The following is a 15,774-nucleotide window of genomic DNA, read 5'->3' on the forward strand; positions in this document are numbered from 1 at the left end:
TATGGGCAGTGACGCGGGCGAGGCGCCCGTCGCGCCGGTCCCGGCCGAACGCCTGCGCATCACCGAGATCTTCCATTCGATCCAGGGTGAAGCCGACGCCATCGGCTGGCGCACCGTGTTCGTGCGCCTCACCGGTTGCCCGCTGCGCTGCGTCTGGTGCGACACCGAGTATTCGTTCCATGGCGGCCAGTGGCACGCAATCGACGACATCCTCGCCGAGGTCGCCGGGCATGGGGCGCACCATGTCTGCGTTACCGGCGGCGAGCCGCTGGCACAGAAGCGTTGCCTGATCCTGCTGCGCCGCCTGTGCGATGCCGGTTACGACGTCTCGCTGGAAACCTCCGGCGCGCTGGACGTGTCGGCGGTCGATCCGCGCGTGCGCAAGGTGATGGACCTGAAGGCGCCCGACTCGGGCGAGAGCGCGCGCAACCTGTGGAGCAACCTCGACCACCTGTTGCCGCACGACCAGGTCAAGATCGTCATCGCCAGCCGTGCCGACTACGAGTGGGCGCGCAGCGTAGTGGCCGAGCATGCGCTGGATCGCCGCTGCATGGTGCTGTTCTCGCCCGTGCATGGTGCCGTGCAGCCGCGCGAGCTGGCCGAGTGGATCATCGAGGATCGCCTGCCGGTCCGCTTCCAGTTGCAGTTGCACAAGCTGCTCTGGAACGACGCGCCGGGGCATTGAATTCTCCTTTCCCTCGGCGGAAAGGAGGAACCGCGCCGTGGCCTGTGACGCCGCGAGCGCCCTCCGGCCGGTGACCGGCCGTATGCAAGGAACCGTTCCATGTCAGAAACCACTCCCCGCAAGGCCGTCGTGCTCGTCTCCGGCGGCATGGATTCCGCCGTCACCCTGGCCATCGCACGCGAACAGGGCTTCGCGGTCTACGCACTGAGCGTCGCCTACGGCCAGCGGCACGGCTCCGAGCTGGAGGCCGCGGAGCGGGTTGCACGCGCGATGGGCGCCCTGGCGCACAAGACCGTGCAGGTCGACCTGCGCAGCATCGGCGGTTCGGCGCTCACCGCGGACATCGACGTGCCCGAACAAGGCGGCGAGGGCATCCCGGTGACCTATGTACCCGCACGCAACACGATCATGCTGTCGATAGCGCTGGGCTGGGCCGAAGTGCTCGGCGCCAACGATATCCTCTGCGGGGTCAACGCGGTCGACTACTCCGGTTACCCGGATTGCCGCCCGGCCTTCATCGACGCCTTCGAGCAGCTGGCCAACGTCGCCACCCGGGCCGGCGTGGAAGGCGCGGGCCTGCGCATCCACGCGCCGCTGATGCGCATGAGCAAGGCCGACATCGCGCGCGAGGGCCAGCGCCTGGGCGTGGACTTCGCCCAGACCGTCAGCTGCTACCAGGCCGACGCCCAGGGACGCGCCTGCGGGCACTGCGACGCCTGCCACCTGCGTGCCGAAGGTTTCCGGGCTGCCGGCCTGCCGGACCCCACACGCTACGCCTGATGCCTTGCGGGAGTCCGCTTGTGGGCGATGCTACCGTCGAGCCCGCAAATGGCATCGCCCGCAGGTGAACTCCCGCACGTGCTCCGCGGGATTGTGTGCTCCGTACGCAAACCTTAAAATCGCCCGTTCGCTTGATGGGTCGTTAGCTCAGCTGGTAGAGCAGTAGACTTTTAATCTATTGGTCCCGGGTTCGAGTCCCGGACGACCCACCATCTTCACCCGCGCTCGTCGCGGGTTTTTTGTGCCCGCTTGCCTCGCGCCAGATCGCGCGCGAAGCTGCTTCCTTTGCCGGGAGCACAATGTGGACTGGGTCGACCTGCGCAGCGATACCGTAACCAGGCCAACGCCCGCGATGCGTGCGGCCATGCTGGATGCCTCGGTCGGGGACGACGTCTACGGCGAGGACCCGACCGTCAATGCCCTGCAGCAGCGCCTGGCCGACGAGCTCGGCTTCGAGGCCGCGCTGTTCGTGCCAAGCGGCACGCAGTCGAATTTGCTGGCGCTGATGTCGCACTGCGAACGTGGCGACGAGTACATCGTCGGCATGGACGCGCACACCTACAAGTTCGAGGGTGGCGGCGCGGCGGTGCTCGGCTCCATCCAGCCCCAGCCGATCGTGCAGGATGCCGACGGCGCGCTGCCGCTGGACCGCGTGGCCGCGGCAATCAAGCCGGTCGATCCGCACTTCGCGCGCACGCGCCTGCTCGCGCTGGAGAACACCTGGCATGGCCGCGTGCTGCCGATGGACTACCTGCGCGCCGCGCACGACTTCGCCCGCGAGCGCGGCCTGGCCTTCCATCTGGATGGCGCCCGCCTGTACAACGCGGCGGTGGCTTCCGGCGTGCCCGCGCGCGAGATCGCCCGGCAGTTCGACAGCGTGTCGGTGTGCCTGTCCAAGGGGCTGGGCGCGCCGGTCGGTTCGGTGCTGGTCGGTTCGGCGACGCTGATCGACAAGGCGCGGCGCTGGCGCAAGGTCGCCGGCGGCGGCTGGCGCCAGGCCGGCATGCTGGCGGCGGCCGGCCTGCACGCGCTGGACCATCACGTCGCGCGGCTGGCCGACGACCACGCCCGCGCCGCCACGTTGGCACGGCGGCTCGAGGCCGTGCCGGGCCTGCACCTGCTCGGCCAGCACACCAACATGGTCTTCGTCGAAGTGCCGGCCGAGCGGCTGCGGGAGCTGGACGCACATCTGCGCGAGGCCCGCATCCGCATCAGCATCGGCTACCTGCCGACACTGCGGCTGGTCACGCACCTGGATGTGGACGATTCCGGCATCGCCCGCACCGCCGAAACGTTCGCCGCGTTCTTCGCCCGCGGGAAGGCGACGTGAACGGTGCGGGGGGCGGCGGCCCGCGCGCACGGTGCGAGGCTGCTGAGGTCGACCCTGCTGGCCCTCGCGCTGGCCTCTCCGGTCGCCGCGGGCGGCGCGCGCCAGGGCGCCGTGGCACACGCCGGCAACCCGGTCATTCCCGGCTGGTACGCCGATCCGGAGGCGGCGATCTTCGACAAGGAATACTGGATCTATCCGACCTTATCCGCCGGCTACGACCAGCAGCTCTTCTTCGATGCGTTCTCCTCGCCGGACCTGGTCAGGTGGACGCGCCATCCCCGCGTGCTGGACGCGCCCGCGGTCCGTTGGGCCAGGCGCGCGATGTGGGCACCGGCCGTGGTCGCCAAGGGCGGGCGCTATTACCTGTTTTTCGCGGCCAACGACATCCACGACGATCGCGAGGTTGGCGGCATCGGCGTGGCGGTGGCCGATCGGCCGGACGGCCCGTTCCGCGACCTGCTCGGCAAGCCGCTGGTGGGCGCTTTCCACAACGGAGCGCAGCCCATCGACCAGTCGGTCTTCCGCGATGACGACGGGAAGTACTACCTGATCTACGGCGGCTGGAAGCACGCCAACATCGCCCGCCTGAAGGACGACTTCACCGGGTTCGTGCCCTTTGCCGACGGCACGGTGTTCAAGGAGATCACGCCGGAGCACTACGTCGAAGGCCCGATGATGTTCAAGCGCGATGGCCGCTATTATCTGATGTGGTCAGAGGGCGGCTGGACCGGGCCGGATTATTCGGTGGCCTACGCGATCGGCGATTCGCCGCTGGGTCCGTTCCGGCGCGTGGGCAAGATCCTCGAGCAGGATCCGTCGATCGCCACCGGCGCCGGCCACCACTCGCTGCTCCACACGCCCGACGGTCGCTGGTACATCGTCTACCACCGGCGGCCCAGGGGGGAGACGGTCGCCAACCACCGCGTGGTCTGCATCGACCGCCTGGAGTTCGATGCCCGGGGCCGCATCCTGCCGGTGAAGATGACGCGGCAGGGCGTCGAGGCTCATCCCTTGCGCTGAGGCGCCCGGCGCGGCGCTTGCGGGGCGTGCTGGCGGATGAAGTCGCGCACCTGCGGATAAACCGTCTCGCGCCAGCGCCGGCCACTGAAGATGCCGTAGTGCCCGGCGCCTTCGATCACGCGGTGGGCATGCCGCTTCGCCGGGATGCCGGTGCACAGCGCGTGCGCCGCTTCGGTCTGGCCCAGGCCCGAGATGTCGTCCAGTTCGCCCTCGATGGTGAGTAGCGCGCTGCGCGTGATGGCGGCAGGATCCACGCGCTCGCCAGCCACATCCCATAGACCGCGCGGCAGCAGGCTTTGCTGGAACACCGTGCTGATCGTGTCCAGGTAGTACCCGGCGGGCATGTCGAGTACGGCGTTGTACTCGTCGTAGAAGCGCCGGTGCGCCTCGGCATCGTCCAGGTCGCCGCGCAGCAGGTCGAGGTAGAAGTCCCAGTGCGAGGACAGGTGGCGGCCCGGGTTCATCGCGACGAAGCCGGCGTGCTGCAGGAAACCCGGATAGACCCTGCGCCCGCGTCCCGGATAGTTGGCCGGCACGGTATGAATCAGGTTGGCCTCGAACCAGGACAACGGCTGGGTGGTGGCCAGGTCGTTGACGCTGGTAGGGCTGCGCCGGGGGTCGATCGGGCCGCCCATCATCACCAGGCTGCGCGGTGTTTCTTGCCCGCGTGCGGCCATCAGCGAGACCGCGGCCAGTACCGGGACGGTCGGCTGGCATACCGACACCACGTGCAGCTCGCCCGCGCCGATGTGGCGGATGAAGCGCTCGACGTAGCCGACGTAGTCGTCCAGCCGGAACATGCCCGCTTCGGCCGGCACCATGCGCGCGTCGACCCAGTCGGTGACGTAGACCTTGTGATCGCGCAGCAGCGTGCGCACGGTGTCGCGCAGCAGCGTGGCGTGGTGGCCCGAAAGCGGCGCCACCACCAGCACCACCGGCTGGCGGCGCATCGCCTCGATCACCGCGGGGTCGTCGCTGTAGCGCTTGAAGCGCTTCAGCTGGCAGAACGGCAGGTCGAGCGCGGTCTGCTCCACCACCGCGACGGTGTGGCCGCCGGCGCGGACCTCGTGGATGCCGAAGGAGGGCTTCTCGTAGTCCTTGCCCAGCCGGTACATCAGTTCGCAACCGGCCGCCCATCGCGCCGCGCCCGGCCACTGCGCGAGCAGGCTGCCCGGCTCGCTGAACATCTTCGCGCCGGCTTGCGCGAAGTAGCTCATCGGGCCCATGAAGGCGCGCTGCCATTCGTGGAGTTGGTAGAGCATGGCGGACCGGGGCATGGGCAAAGCACTATTCTAGCGGCTTTACGCTTGCGATGTTGCGGTGCGGCAAAGAAGGGCGCTTCGACTCCGGCGCTGCGCGCCTACGTTCGGGGCGAACGGTTGAGGGGGCGGCCGGAGCGGTAACGAAAGAACCGTTCGCATTGAGCGTAAGGGCGAAGTCGAAACGCCTGCCTCAGCCGCCAAGCCGCCGACACACCAGCAGCACCTCATCCACGCCATCCACGCCGGACAACCCCTCGCGCCACTGCAGAGGCTTCTGGAACCTGAGCCCCAGCGGCATGAACACGTGGTTGTACCACCACATCGCACGCTCGCGCCGGTGGGTGAGGAACCACTGCCCCAGGTCCAGCAGGCGCGAGGATTTCGGCTGCATGCCGTAGATCGCGCTGCGTTCCAGCGCGAACCCGTGCGCGGCAAGCTTGGCTCCGATCGCCTCCGGCTCGTAACGCCGGCAGTGCCCGACGAACTCGTCGAACGCGGTCCACGCGTCGGCATGCAACGGCACCGACAGCAACAGCGTCGCACCCGGCGCCGCCACGCGCGCGAGTTCGCGCAAGGCGCTGTCGTCGTCGGCGACGTGTTCGAGGATGTCGAACGCACACACCAGGTCGAACTGCGCATCGGTGCAGGGCAGGGCCCCGATCATGCCGTGCATGGCGTTCGCGCCGCGCGCCCGCAACTGACGCAGCGCCGCGTGACTCAGGTCGACGAAACAGGTGCCTTCCAGCGGCAGGCGAGGACGCAGGCCGGGGGCGACTTCGAGCCGGCGCGGCGCTGCCGCGGCCAGCTCGCGCAACAGCGGCCAGGTATTGAAACGCTCGGGATCGACAAGCCGCGCCTGCGCCCACAGCGCTTCGTAGAAGCCGCGGTTGACGCGGAGCAGTTCGGCATCGCTGCGGATAGGGGCGGGAGTGGCCATGAGCCCTTGTACAGCAAGCGCGGCGGCGGTGGATGTGAACCGGCTAGGCAATCCGCCGCAACTCGGTCGCGGCAGCCACGTCGTGCAGCGCGCGGCGGCGCCGGTCGAACAGGGCCGGAGCAAACCACGCCGCCCAGCCGACGAGCACCGCCCAGACGGCGCCCCGCAGTCCCAGCCACGGCGCCAGCCCGAGCAACAGCAAAGGCAGCGCGGCGACCACCACCCGTCGCAACGCCTGTGCCGGCCGCAGCTTCCCGCCGTCGGCCGCGACCAACCGGATGCGCCACGGCCGCATGCCCAGCGTCTGCCCGCCGCGCAGCCAGGAGATCACGAAGTACGCGCCGACGACCAGACCTTGCAGCGGTTGGTACCACCAGGCGATCGCCGTGCGGGCACCGGTGGCTACCAGGTGGCCACCGGTGGCGAGCTGGGACAGCAGCCCCACCACCATCACGATGGCCACCACCGCCAGCAGGTCGTAGACCAGCGCGGCCAGGCGGCGCCACAGCGGGCAGGGGCGGTGGGTGTCGTGCGGTCGGTTCATCGATATCTGGCTTGCGCCCGCCGCGGCTCGCGGCGAGCATCTGCGCATGCAGGAAAAGAGCGCAAGTATCGCCGAAGCCGACCAGCGGAGCATCGCCGCCTTCCTGGAACGGGTCTGGTCCGAAGACGGCCTGGCCGATCGCACCCTGGAGGCCTACCGGCAGGACCTGGAAGCACTGGCACGCTGGCTCGCCTCTCGCGGGCGCGGGCTGCAGACGGCGCGGCGCGAGGACCTGTCGGCGTTCCATGGCAGCCAGCGGGCGGCAGTCCGTTCGATGGCGCGGCGCCAGTCGGCGTTCCGTCGCTACTACGGCCAGCAGGCGCGGGACATGCCCGGTTTCGAGGATCCGACCCTGTTGATCGAACGCCCGCGCATGCCGCGCAGCCTGCCCAAGGCGCTGGCCGAGCGCGAGATCGAGGCGCTGCTGGCCGCGCCGGATGCGGGTTCCACGCTCGGGCTGCGCGACCGGGCGATGCTCGAACTGATGTACGCATCCGGCCTGCGCGTCTCCGAGCTGGTGGGACTACCGCTGGCGGCGCTCAACACGCGCCAGGGCGTGCTGCGGGTCACCGGCAAGGGCGGCAAGGATCGCCTGGTGCCGGTCGGCGAAGTTGCGCTCGAGCGTATCGAGGCGTATCTCGCCGACGCACGGCCGCAGCTTGCGAAGGGCCGCCAGCCGGCGGCGCTGTTCCTCAGCCAGCGTGGCGAGGGCATGACGCGGCAGATGTTCTGGACACTGGTCAAGCGCTACGCGCTGGCGGTCGGCATCGAGGGCAAGCGCATCTCGCCGCACGTGCTGCGCCACTCGTTCGCCACCCACCTGCTCAATCACGGCGCCGACCTGCGCGCGCTGCAACTGTTGCTGGGCCACGCCTCGCTCAGCACCACGCAGATCTACACCCTGGTGGCGAAGGAAGGCCTGAAGCGCCTGCACGCGAAACACCACCCGCGCGGGTAGTGCCTCCTCCCCCCCGGCACAACAGCACCCTCGCCGGTAGTGCCCCCTCTCCCCCGGCCCCGCCGGGGGAGAGGGCTGGGGAGAGGGGGAGGCTCTTCGCTCTGATCGGGAGATGGCGAAAAAGCCAAAGGCCTCCCCCCAACTCTCTCCCCTGGGCTGCGCCCGGGGCGAGGGAGCAAGCGTGTCAGCCCCCGCTTATCCCCGCTGTGCCAGAATCGGCCTGATCGCCGCTTTCCCCCGCGCGGCCACGAGGTTTGCCGATGTTCAAGAAGCTATCCGCCGCGCTGCTCGCCAGCGTCTTCGCGCTCGCCGCCTGCGCCGCCGATCGCCAGGGTGATCCCGCCAGCGCCCCGGCCGCCGGCAGCGCCGTCGATCCGGCCGCGGAACAGGTGGTACGCGCCGCATTGAAGAAGCTTGCCCCCGGCGTGCAGATCGACCAGATCGCATCCTCGCCGCTGCCGGGCTTCTACCAGGTGATCGCCTCGGGCCAGCTGGTCTACGTGAGCACTGACGGCAAGTACATGGTCAACGGCGACGTGGTCGACCTCGGCGCGAAGGAAAACCTGAGCGAACGCGCCTGGGCCAGCTTCCGCAAGGCCGAGCTGGCCAAGGTGCCGGCGTCGCAGCGCATCGTGTTCGCGCCGCCACATCCGAAGTACACGGTGACCGTGTTCTCCGACGTCAACTGCGGCTACTGCCGCATGTTCCACTCGCACATCAAGCAGTTCAACGACGAAGGCATCGCGGTCGAGTACCTGGCCTGGCCGCGCGAGGGCGTGACCGATACCGCCGGCGCGCCCACCGATACCTACAAGGAAATGGTCTCGGTCTGGTGTGCCGCCGACCGCAAGGCCGCCTTTACCGCCGCCAAGCAGGGCAAGACGCCCACGTCGGCCGAGTGCCCCAACCCGGTCAAGGACGAGTTCGACCTCGGCGTCAAGCTGGGCGTCACCGGCACGCCGATGGTGCTGGGCCCCGACGGGATGGTGCTGGGCGGCTACGTGACGCCGGACAAACTGCTCAAGCTGCTCGAAAAAGGCGGCTGAGCGGCCGGGACCGCGCGGAGAGGGCCGCGACGCGGGAGGTTTCCCCTGCCTTCGGCCCCCTGACGCCCTGTTACGCCGCCATAGACGGGCCGCCCGGCCGCATCGGGTAGAATAGGGCGCTTCCCTTCAGCGCCGAATCCCCCGCATGATCGCTTTCGACGGGCAGAGCGCCCTTTCGCCGTTTCGCCTGGATCGCCTGAACGCCCGCCTCGATGCGGTGCACCGTGGCGCACGCGTACAGGCTTCCTGGTTCGTCTACGTGCTGGACGCCGGCCACGCGCCCGAAGGCACCGAGCGCAAGCGTCTGCTGGAAGTGCTGGAAGCCAGGGACGCCGCGCCCGAGTCCGCCACGCTGTGGACCGTGCCGCGCCTGGGCACCATCTCGCCATGGTCGAGCAAGGCCACCGACATCCTGCATGGCGCCGGCTTCGACGTGCGTCGCGTCGAGCGCGGCATCGCCTGGCAGGTGGCGGGCCTGCCGGAGGCCGGCGCGCCCGATCACGCGGCGGTGCTGGCCGTACTGCACGACCCGATGACCGAGTCGGTGCTGACCGACCTGGCGCAGGCGCAGGGCCTGTTCCTGGCCGGCACGCCGGGCGACCTGGTGCACATCGAGCTGGGTGGCGACCCGCGTGAGGCGCTCGCCTCCGCCAACGCCCGCCTGGGCCTGGCGCTGGCCGACGACGAGATCGAATACCTGGTCGCGCGCTACGCGGAACTGGGCCGCGATCCGACCGACGCCGAACTGTTCATGTTCGCGCAGGCCAATTCCGAACACTGCCGCCACAAGGTGTTCAACGCGAGCTGGACGATCGACGGCGAGGAACAGGACAAGAGCCTGTTCGCCATGATCAAGCACACCCACCAGAGCTCGCCGGCGCACACGCTCTCGGCCTACAAGGACAACGCGGCGGTGATCGAGGGCCACACGGCCCATCGCTTCTTCACCGACGGCGACGGCAACTGGCGCAAGCACGACGAGCAGGTCGACTACGCGATCAAGGTCGAGACGCACAACCACCCGACCGCGATCGCGCCCTGGCCGGGCGCGGCCACCGGCGCGGGCGGCGAAATCCGCGACGAGGGCGCCACCGGCCGCGGCGCCAAGCCCAAGGCAGGCCTGACCGGCTTCTCGGTGTCCGACCTGCGCATCCCGGGCGCGCCCGAACCGTGGGAAGTGAACCGCCCGCTGCCGCCGCGCATGGCCAGCGCGTTCGAGATCATGCGCGACGGTCCGCTCGGCGCCGCCGCGTTCAACAACGAGTTCGGCCGCCCGTGCCTGGGCGGCTACTTCCGCACCTACGAGCATGAAACCGGCGAAGCCGGCGTGCGCCGCGGCTACGACAAGCCGATCATGATCGCCGGCGGCCTGGCCAACATCCGCCGCGACCACGTGCAGAAGCGCGATATCCAGCCCGGCCACGCCGTGATCGTGCTGGGCGGTCCGGCCATGCTGATCGGCCTGGGTGGCGGCGCCGCCTCGTCGGTCGCTTCCGGCGCGTCCAGCGCGGAGCTCGACTTCGCCTCGGTGCAGCGCGACAACGCCGAGATGGAGCGGCGCTGCCAGCAGGTGATCGACAGCTGCTGGATGCGTGGCGACAAGAACCCGATCGTCAGCATCCATGACGTCGGCGCGGGTGGCCTGTCCAACGCGATTCCCGAACTGCTCAACGACGCCGGCGTGGGCGGCGAGATCGACCTGTCCAGGGTGCCCTGCGACGATCCCTCGCTCTCGCCCATGCAGGTGTGGAGCAACGAGTCGCAGGAACGCTACGTGCTCGGCATCGCGCAGGACGACCTCGCCGAGTTCGAGGCCTACTGCAAGCGCGAGCGCTGTCCCTGTGCCGTGGTCGGTACCGCCACCGCCGAGCGCAGGCTGCGGGTGACCGATCCGCGCCGCAACCTCACCGTGATCGACCTGCCGATGGACGTGCTGTTCGGCAAGGCGCCGCGCATGCACCGCGACGCGCAGCGCATCAAGCCGCGCGTGGACCTGCTGCCGGATCTTTCCGGCATCGGCATGGATGAGGCGGTGCAGCGCGTGCTGCGCCTGCCGACCGTGGGCAGCAAGAACTTCCTGGTCACCATCGGCGACCGCACCGTCGGCGGCCTCAACCATCGCGACCCGATGGTCGGTCCCTGGCAGGTACCGGTGGCCGACTGCGCCGTCACCCTCACCGACTTCGACGGCTACCGGGGCGAGGCGATGGCGATGGCCGAGCGCGCCCCGGTGGCGCTGCTCAACAGCGCCGATGCCGCCCGGCTGGCGGTGGGCGAGGCGATCACCAACCTGGCCGCCGCGCCGATCGCTTCGCTGGGCGAGATCCGCCTGTCGGCCAACTGGATGGCGGCGGTCAACCATCCGGGCGAGGATGCGGCGCTGTTCGACGCGGTCAAGGCCGTCGGCATGGAATTGTGTCCCGCGCTCGACATCGCCATCCCGGTCGGCAAGGACTCGCTCTCCATGCAGACCGTGTGGCAGGACGGTGAACAAGCGCAACGCACGGTCGCGCCGGTGTCGCTGGTCATCACCGGGTTCGCCCGCGTCGACGACGTGCGCCGCACGCTCACGCCGCAGCTCAAGCTCGACCGCGGCGACTCGGACCTCTGGCTGGTCGACCTCGGCGCCGGCCGTGATCGCCTCGGCGGCTCCGCGCTGGCCCAGGTATTCAACCGCGCCGGCGGCGTGCCGCCGGACCTGGACGATCCCAGGCGCCTGCGCGCGCTGTTCGAACTGGTGCAGGAAGCCAATCGCGCCGGCCTGGTGCTGGCCTACCACGACCGCTCCGACGGCGGCGTGCTGGCGACCCTGCTGGAGATGGCCTTCGCCGGCCACTGCGGCCTGCAGATCCACCTGGACGGCTGGGCCGAGGCGACGCTGCGCGCGCTGTTCAACGAGGAGCTTGGCGCCGTGCTGCAGGTGGCCAGCGCCAACCGCGAGGCGTTCGAGGCGCTGCTGGTCAAGCACGGTTTGGCCGGGATGAGCCATCGCATCGGCCGGCCAAAGGAAAAGCTCGGCATCAAGCTCTACCTGGGCGACGATGCGGTGTTCAAGTGGAACTGGACGCAACTGTTCGGCGCCTGGAACCAGACCAGCCACGCCATGCAGCGCCTGCGCGACAACCCCGCCAGCGCCGACGCGGAGCAGGAGTGGCGACTGGACGACGCCGACCCGGGCGTCAGCCCCAGGCTCGGCTTCAATCCGGCCGAGGACGTCGCCGCGCCGTACATCGCCCGCGGCGCGCGGCCGCGCGTGGCGATCCTGCGCGAGCAGGGCGTCAACGGTCAGGTGGAGATGGCCGCGGCATTCACCCGCGCCGGCTTCGACGCGGTGGACGTGCATATGTCCGACCTCGCCGCCGGCCGCCACAAGCTGGCCGACTTCCGGGGTTTCGCCGCCTGCGGCGGTTTCTCCTACGGCGATGTCCTGGGCGCCGGCCGCGGCTGGGCCACTTCGATCCTCTACAACGAGGCGATGCGCGCGCAGTTCGAGGCGTTCTTCAACGATCCGTCGAAGTTCGCGCTGGGCGCCTGCAACGGTTGCCAGATGCTCTCGCAGCTGAAGGACATCATCCCCGGCGCGAAGCACTGGCCGAAGTTCGTGCGCAACGCCTCCGAGCAGTACGAGGCGCGCCTGGCCACGCTGGAGGTGCTCGATTCGCCCAGCCTGTTCTTCAAGGGCATGGCCGGCTCGCGCATCCCGGTGGCGGTGGCGCACGGCGAGGGGCGGGTCAGCTTCCCCCATGCCTGCAGCCCGTCCAAGGCGCAGGCGGCGGTGCGCTTCGTCGACAACCGCGGCAAGCCGACCGAGAACTACCCGCTCAACCCGAACGGCTCGCCCGGCGGCCTGGCCGGCTTCACTGCCGCGGACGGGCGCGTGACCATCCTGATGCCGCATCCGGAGCGGGTGTTCCGCAGCGTGCAGTTGAGCTGGCATCCGGAGAGCTGGGGCGAGGATTCGCCGTGGATGCGCATGTTCCGCAACGCGCGGGTGTGGTGCGGCTGAGCGGGTATCGCGGGTGAAAGCGGGCGTCACCGCCCGCTGGGTTTGCGCGCCGGCCTGGTTGCTGGCGCTGGCCGTGCTGCCGTGGTGGCTGGGATTGCCGCTGCTGATGGCGATCGCGGCGCTGCTGCTGTTCGCCACCCTCGAGGGGCACGCGCCACTGCTGCGCCGGGCCTTGCGTTGGGGCCTGCCCGGCGTGCTGTTCGCGTTTCAGCGGGGGTTGGGCGGCGACGCCTTTGCCTGGGCGATGGCACTGCTGGGTGCGTTGGCCGGTTTCACCCTGCTGGCCGGCCTGGAGGCATGGCTCGATCGCGGACGGCGCGAGCAGGTGGCGCAGCCCGAGTTGCGTGACTGGCCGAGCCTGGCGCTGGCGCCGATCGGGCCGGGGGCGGTGGTGGTCGAGCTGGTGCCGCCGCAGTGGTCGCAAGGTAGCTGCCCGGACCCGCGTGGGGGCGAGGCTCGCTGGGAGTCGGGGCGGTTCGTGCTGACTGATGCGACGGTGGAGCGCGTGCAGGCGCGTGCGTCGTTCAGTCCGGACGGCCAATGGTTCGTGGCATGCACGTCGCGTGGCCTGGTGCTGCTCGACCGCGACCGCGGGGGAAGCTACCGCCTGCGCGGCTGGGAGCTGTGTGGCTGGCACGACGGTCCTTGGCTGGCTCGCGGGACGGGCCCGGCGATGGCCTGGCGCGAGGTCTTCGGCCGCCGTTGATCCAGCTCCCTCTCCTCTACGGGGAGAGGGTTGGTGAGGGGCCGGGGCTCGCCTTGAGGTTTGGGAGCAGGAGCTTTCAGGGCAAGAGCTTTCAGGGCAAGAGCTTTCGGACGCCTGTGGCGCCCGAGTCACTTTCTCTTGCTTGCCCAAGAGAAAGTAACCAAAGAGAAGGGCACCCCGATGGCGCGCCCTTCGGGTACGCGTGCGGGCGGCGGGGTTTTTCGACGGGGCTTCCTGCCCCGACGAAAAACTGGCCGGCGTCCTGCCGGCCACCCTGCGGGCTGATCCGCCACCCGCCCGCCGCGCCATAGGGGAGTGGGGAAGAGCAGCGCGCTTCCTGCGCGCACTTTTTAGAGGAGCCAAGGCGGGAGCGGAAAGCAGGAGCGAAGGGCCGGAGCGAAAGGCGGAGCGAAAGGCGGAGCGAAAGGCGGAGCGAGAGGCGGAGCGAAAGGCGGAGCGAAAGGCGGAGCGAAAGGCGGAGCGAAAGGCATGGATCTGCCGCGGACCGGCTCCCTCTCCCCTGCGGGGAGAGGGTTGGGGTGAGGGGTCGAGGCTCGCGGGAAACCCGCAGGCAGTTCTCCCGGGCCGGCCCCTCCCGCATACTTGCAGGGTGTCCACTCCCATTCCCCTCGCAAGGGCGCTTCCGGTCAGCGTGATCGTGGTGTGCGCCGACAGCGGCCCCTCGCTGCGCGACTGCGCGCAGCGCGCGCTGGACAGCGCGGTGCCGCTGGAACTGATCCTGATCGACAACGGCTCGACCGACGGCGTGCCGCAGTCGATCGAACACGATCACGCCAACGAGCCGCGGCTCAAGGTGATCTACAACCAGGCCAACCTCGGCTTCGGCCCGGCGGTGAACCGCGCCGCCGCAATGGCAAGGGGCGAACACCTGCTGGTGCTCAACCCCGACTGCCTGCTCGGGCCGGACACCCTCAGCCGCATGCTCGACATCCTCGACGAGTACCCGGAGGCAGGTATCGTCGGCGCGGTGGTGTGCGCCGCCGACGGCACGCCGGACCCGGCCTCGTACCGCCGCGACCCGCTGTTGCGCCACGCGCTGGCGACGCTGGTGGGCACGCGCGGCGGCATGAACATCGAGGGCGGGATACCGGCGCGCGTGGTAAGCGCCGAGGCGGTCTCCGGCGCGCTCATGTTGCTGCCGCGCAAGGTCTTCGAGCAGCTGGGCGGTTTCGACGAGGCCTACTTTCTGCATTGCGAGGATCTGGACCTGTGCCGGCGCGCACGCGATGCCGGCTACGCGGTGCTGCTCGCCGGCGACGTGCGCGTCCTGCATGGCAAGGGCGGGTCGAGCCGGCACCGACCGGTGTTCGTCAGCCGGCACAAGCACCGGGGCATGTGGCGCTGGTTCCGCAAGTTCGATCCGGCCGCCCGCAATCCACTGGTGGCGGGCCTGGTGTGGACCGGCATCTGGGCGCACTTCGCGGCGCAGGTACCCGGCCAGCTTTGGCGGCTGGCCAAGACCCCGCGCCGCCTTTCGTAGGAGCCCACCCGTGGGTGACGCCCTTTCCCGCCGCGCAGCAGAAGCATCGCCGCGGCCGGCATCCATCAAAAGGCGCTTGCCTGATATGACGACCCGCCCGCGCACCTTCGCCGCCACCGTCGGCCTGCTCGCCCTCACCGCCGTGTGGGGCTCGACGTTCGTGCTGATCAAGGACGTGGTCGGCCGCATGCGGGTGGTGGATTTCCTCGCCGTGCGCTTCGCCATCGCGGCGCTGGCGATGCTGGTGCTGTTCGCGCGTCCGGTGTGGCGGTTGCCGCGAGGGCAGGTCGGCCGCGCGTTGCTGCTGGGTGTCGTCTACGGCGTCGCCCAGCTGCTGCAGACCTGGGGCCTGAAGCTGATCGCGCCCAGTGTCAGCGGCTTCGTCACCGGCATGTATGTGGTGTTCACGCCGATCCTGGCCTGGCTGCTGCTGCGCGAGCGCATCGCCGGCGTGGTGTGGCTGGCGGTGGCGATGGCCACCGCCGGGCTGGCTCTGCTTTCGTTGCGCGGCGTGTCGGTGGACCCGGGCGTGTGGCTGACGCTGGGCTCCGCTGCGCTGTACGCGTTGCATATCGTGGGCCTGGGCCGCTGGTCGCGCGAGCAGCACGCGTTCGGCATGTCGGCGGTGCAGGTGGTGGCGATTGCGACCGTCTGTCTGCTGGCCACCGGGCCGCGGGGCCCGGCGCTGCCGCCCGATGGCTCGGCCTGGCTGGCGGTGCTGTACATGGCGCTGGTCGCCGGCGCCGGCGCGATGCTGGTGCAGACCTGGGCGCAGGCGCACCTGCCGGCCGCGCGTGCGGCGATCGTGATGACCACCGAGCCCGTGTTCGCCGCGGGCTTCGCCGTGGCGCTGGGCGTGGATGCGCTGAGCTGGCGCATGCTGGCCGGCGGCGCGCTGGTGCTGGGGGCGATGTACCTGGTGGAGCTGGCACCCCGGCGCGGCGTGGCGCTGGAAGCCGAGGCGCTCCACCACGAGGTGTAGCGATCCTGCAGGAAGGT

13 protein-coding genes and 1 tRNA gene are annotated in these 15,774 nt (G+C 70.0%); 11 read left to right on the forward strand and 3 right to left on the reverse strand.

Annotated elements, in window-relative coordinates:
* Position 1: 1 nt before the first annotated feature.
* The 5 genes from queE to LQ771_RS02165 all read left to right on the forward strand — a co-directional run bounded on the left by queE (position 2) and on the right by LQ771_RS02165 (position 3,815).
* Positions 2-685, forward strand: coding sequence for a 7-carboxy-7-deazaguanine synthase QueE (queE, locus tag LQ771_RS02145; RefSeq protein ID WP_231350767.1), 684 nt, complete (start codon positions 2-4; stop codon positions 683-685).
* Between the two features lie 99 nt (positions 686-784).
* Positions 785-1,465 carry a 7-cyano-7-deazaguanine synthase QueC gene (queC, locus tag LQ771_RS02150; RefSeq protein ID WP_231350768.1) on the forward strand — a complete coding sequence of 227 codons (681 nt, stop codon included), beginning with the start codon at positions 785-787 and terminating at the stop codon, positions 1,463-1,465.
* A gap of 136 nt (positions 1,466-1,601) precedes the next feature.
* A tRNA-Lys gene (locus LQ771_RS02155) sits at positions 1,602-1,677 on the forward strand.
* 89 nt (positions 1,678-1,766) lie between these two features.
* Entirely contained in the window at positions 1,767-2,795 is a 1,029-nt protein-coding gene (gene ltaE, locus LQ771_RS02160; RefSeq protein WP_231350769.1) for a low-specificity L-threonine aldolase, read from the forward strand.
* Positions 2,796-2,798: 3 nt separating this feature from the next.
* Entirely contained in the window at positions 2,799-3,815 is a 1,017-nt protein-coding gene (locus tag LQ771_RS02165) for a glycoside hydrolase family 43 protein (RefSeq protein ID WP_231350770.1), read from the forward strand.
* On the opposite strand, the gene LQ771_RS02170 is transcribed toward LQ771_RS02165, so the two are convergent.
* The 3 genes from LQ771_RS02170 to LQ771_RS02180 all read right to left on the reverse strand — a co-directional run bounded on the left by LQ771_RS02170 (position 3,800) and on the right by LQ771_RS02180 (position 6,558).
* A complete protein-coding gene (locus LQ771_RS02170; RefSeq protein WP_231350771.1) occupies positions 3,800-5,077 on the reverse strand; it encodes a polyhydroxyalkanoate depolymerase in 1,278 nt (425 codons plus the stop codon). The genes LQ771_RS02165 and LQ771_RS02170 overlap by 16 nt on opposite strands.
* 190 nt (positions 5,078-5,267) lie before the next feature.
* On the reverse strand, positions 5,268-6,014 hold the full coding sequence (locus LQ771_RS02175) for a class I SAM-dependent methyltransferase (protein ID WP_231350772.1): 747 nt from the start codon (positions 6,012-6,014) through the stop codon (positions 5,268-5,270).
* Positions 6,015-6,057: 43 nt separating this feature from the next.
* A complete protein-coding gene (locus tag LQ771_RS02180) occupies positions 6,058-6,558 on the reverse strand; it encodes an RDD family protein (protein ID WP_231350773.1) in 501 nt (166 codons plus the stop codon).
* A 46-nt stretch (positions 6,559-6,604) separates the two neighbouring features.
* Between LQ771_RS02180 and xerD the strand changes: the two genes are divergently transcribed.
* The 6 genes from xerD (at position 6,605) to LQ771_RS02210 (ending at position 15,757) form a co-directional block, all read left to right on the forward strand.
* Positions 6,605-7,516 carry a site-specific tyrosine recombinase XerD gene (gene xerD / locus LQ771_RS02185; RefSeq protein ID WP_231350774.1) on the forward strand — a complete coding sequence of 304 codons (912 nt, stop codon included), beginning with the start codon at positions 6,605-6,607 and terminating at the stop codon, positions 7,514-7,516.
* A 260-nt stretch (positions 7,517-7,776) separates the two neighbouring features.
* Positions 7,777-8,562: a DsbC family protein gene (locus LQ771_RS02190; protein WP_231350775.1), complete on the forward strand. Its 786-nt coding sequence runs from the start codon at positions 7,777-7,779 to the stop codon at positions 8,560-8,562.
* A gap of 145 nt (positions 8,563-8,707) precedes the next feature.
* A complete protein-coding gene (purL, locus tag LQ771_RS02195) occupies positions 8,708-12,568 on the forward strand; it encodes a phosphoribosylformylglycinamidine synthase (RefSeq protein WP_231350776.1) in 3,861 nt (1,286 codons plus the stop codon).
* Between the two features lie 13 nt (positions 12,569-12,581).
* A complete protein-coding gene (locus tag LQ771_RS02200) occupies positions 12,582-13,274 on the forward strand; it encodes a hypothetical protein (protein ID WP_231350777.1) in 693 nt (230 codons plus the stop codon).
* Positions 13,275-13,884: 610 nt separating this feature from the next.
* On the forward strand, positions 13,885-14,775 hold the full coding sequence (locus LQ771_RS02205) for a glycosyltransferase family 2 protein (protein ID WP_231350778.1): 891 nt from the start codon (positions 13,885-13,887) through the stop codon (positions 14,773-14,775).
* 85 nt (positions 14,776-14,860) lie between these two features.
* Positions 14,861-15,757: a DMT family transporter gene (locus LQ771_RS02210; protein ID WP_231350779.1), complete on the forward strand. Its 897-nt coding sequence runs from the start codon at positions 14,861-14,863 to the stop codon at positions 15,755-15,757.
* Positions 15,758-15,774 lie beyond the last annotated feature (17 nt).

Source organism: Frateuria soli (assembly GCF_021117385.1).
GTDB lineage: Bacteria > Pseudomonadota > Gammaproteobacteria > Xanthomonadales > Rhodanobacteraceae > Frateuria_A > Frateuria_A soli.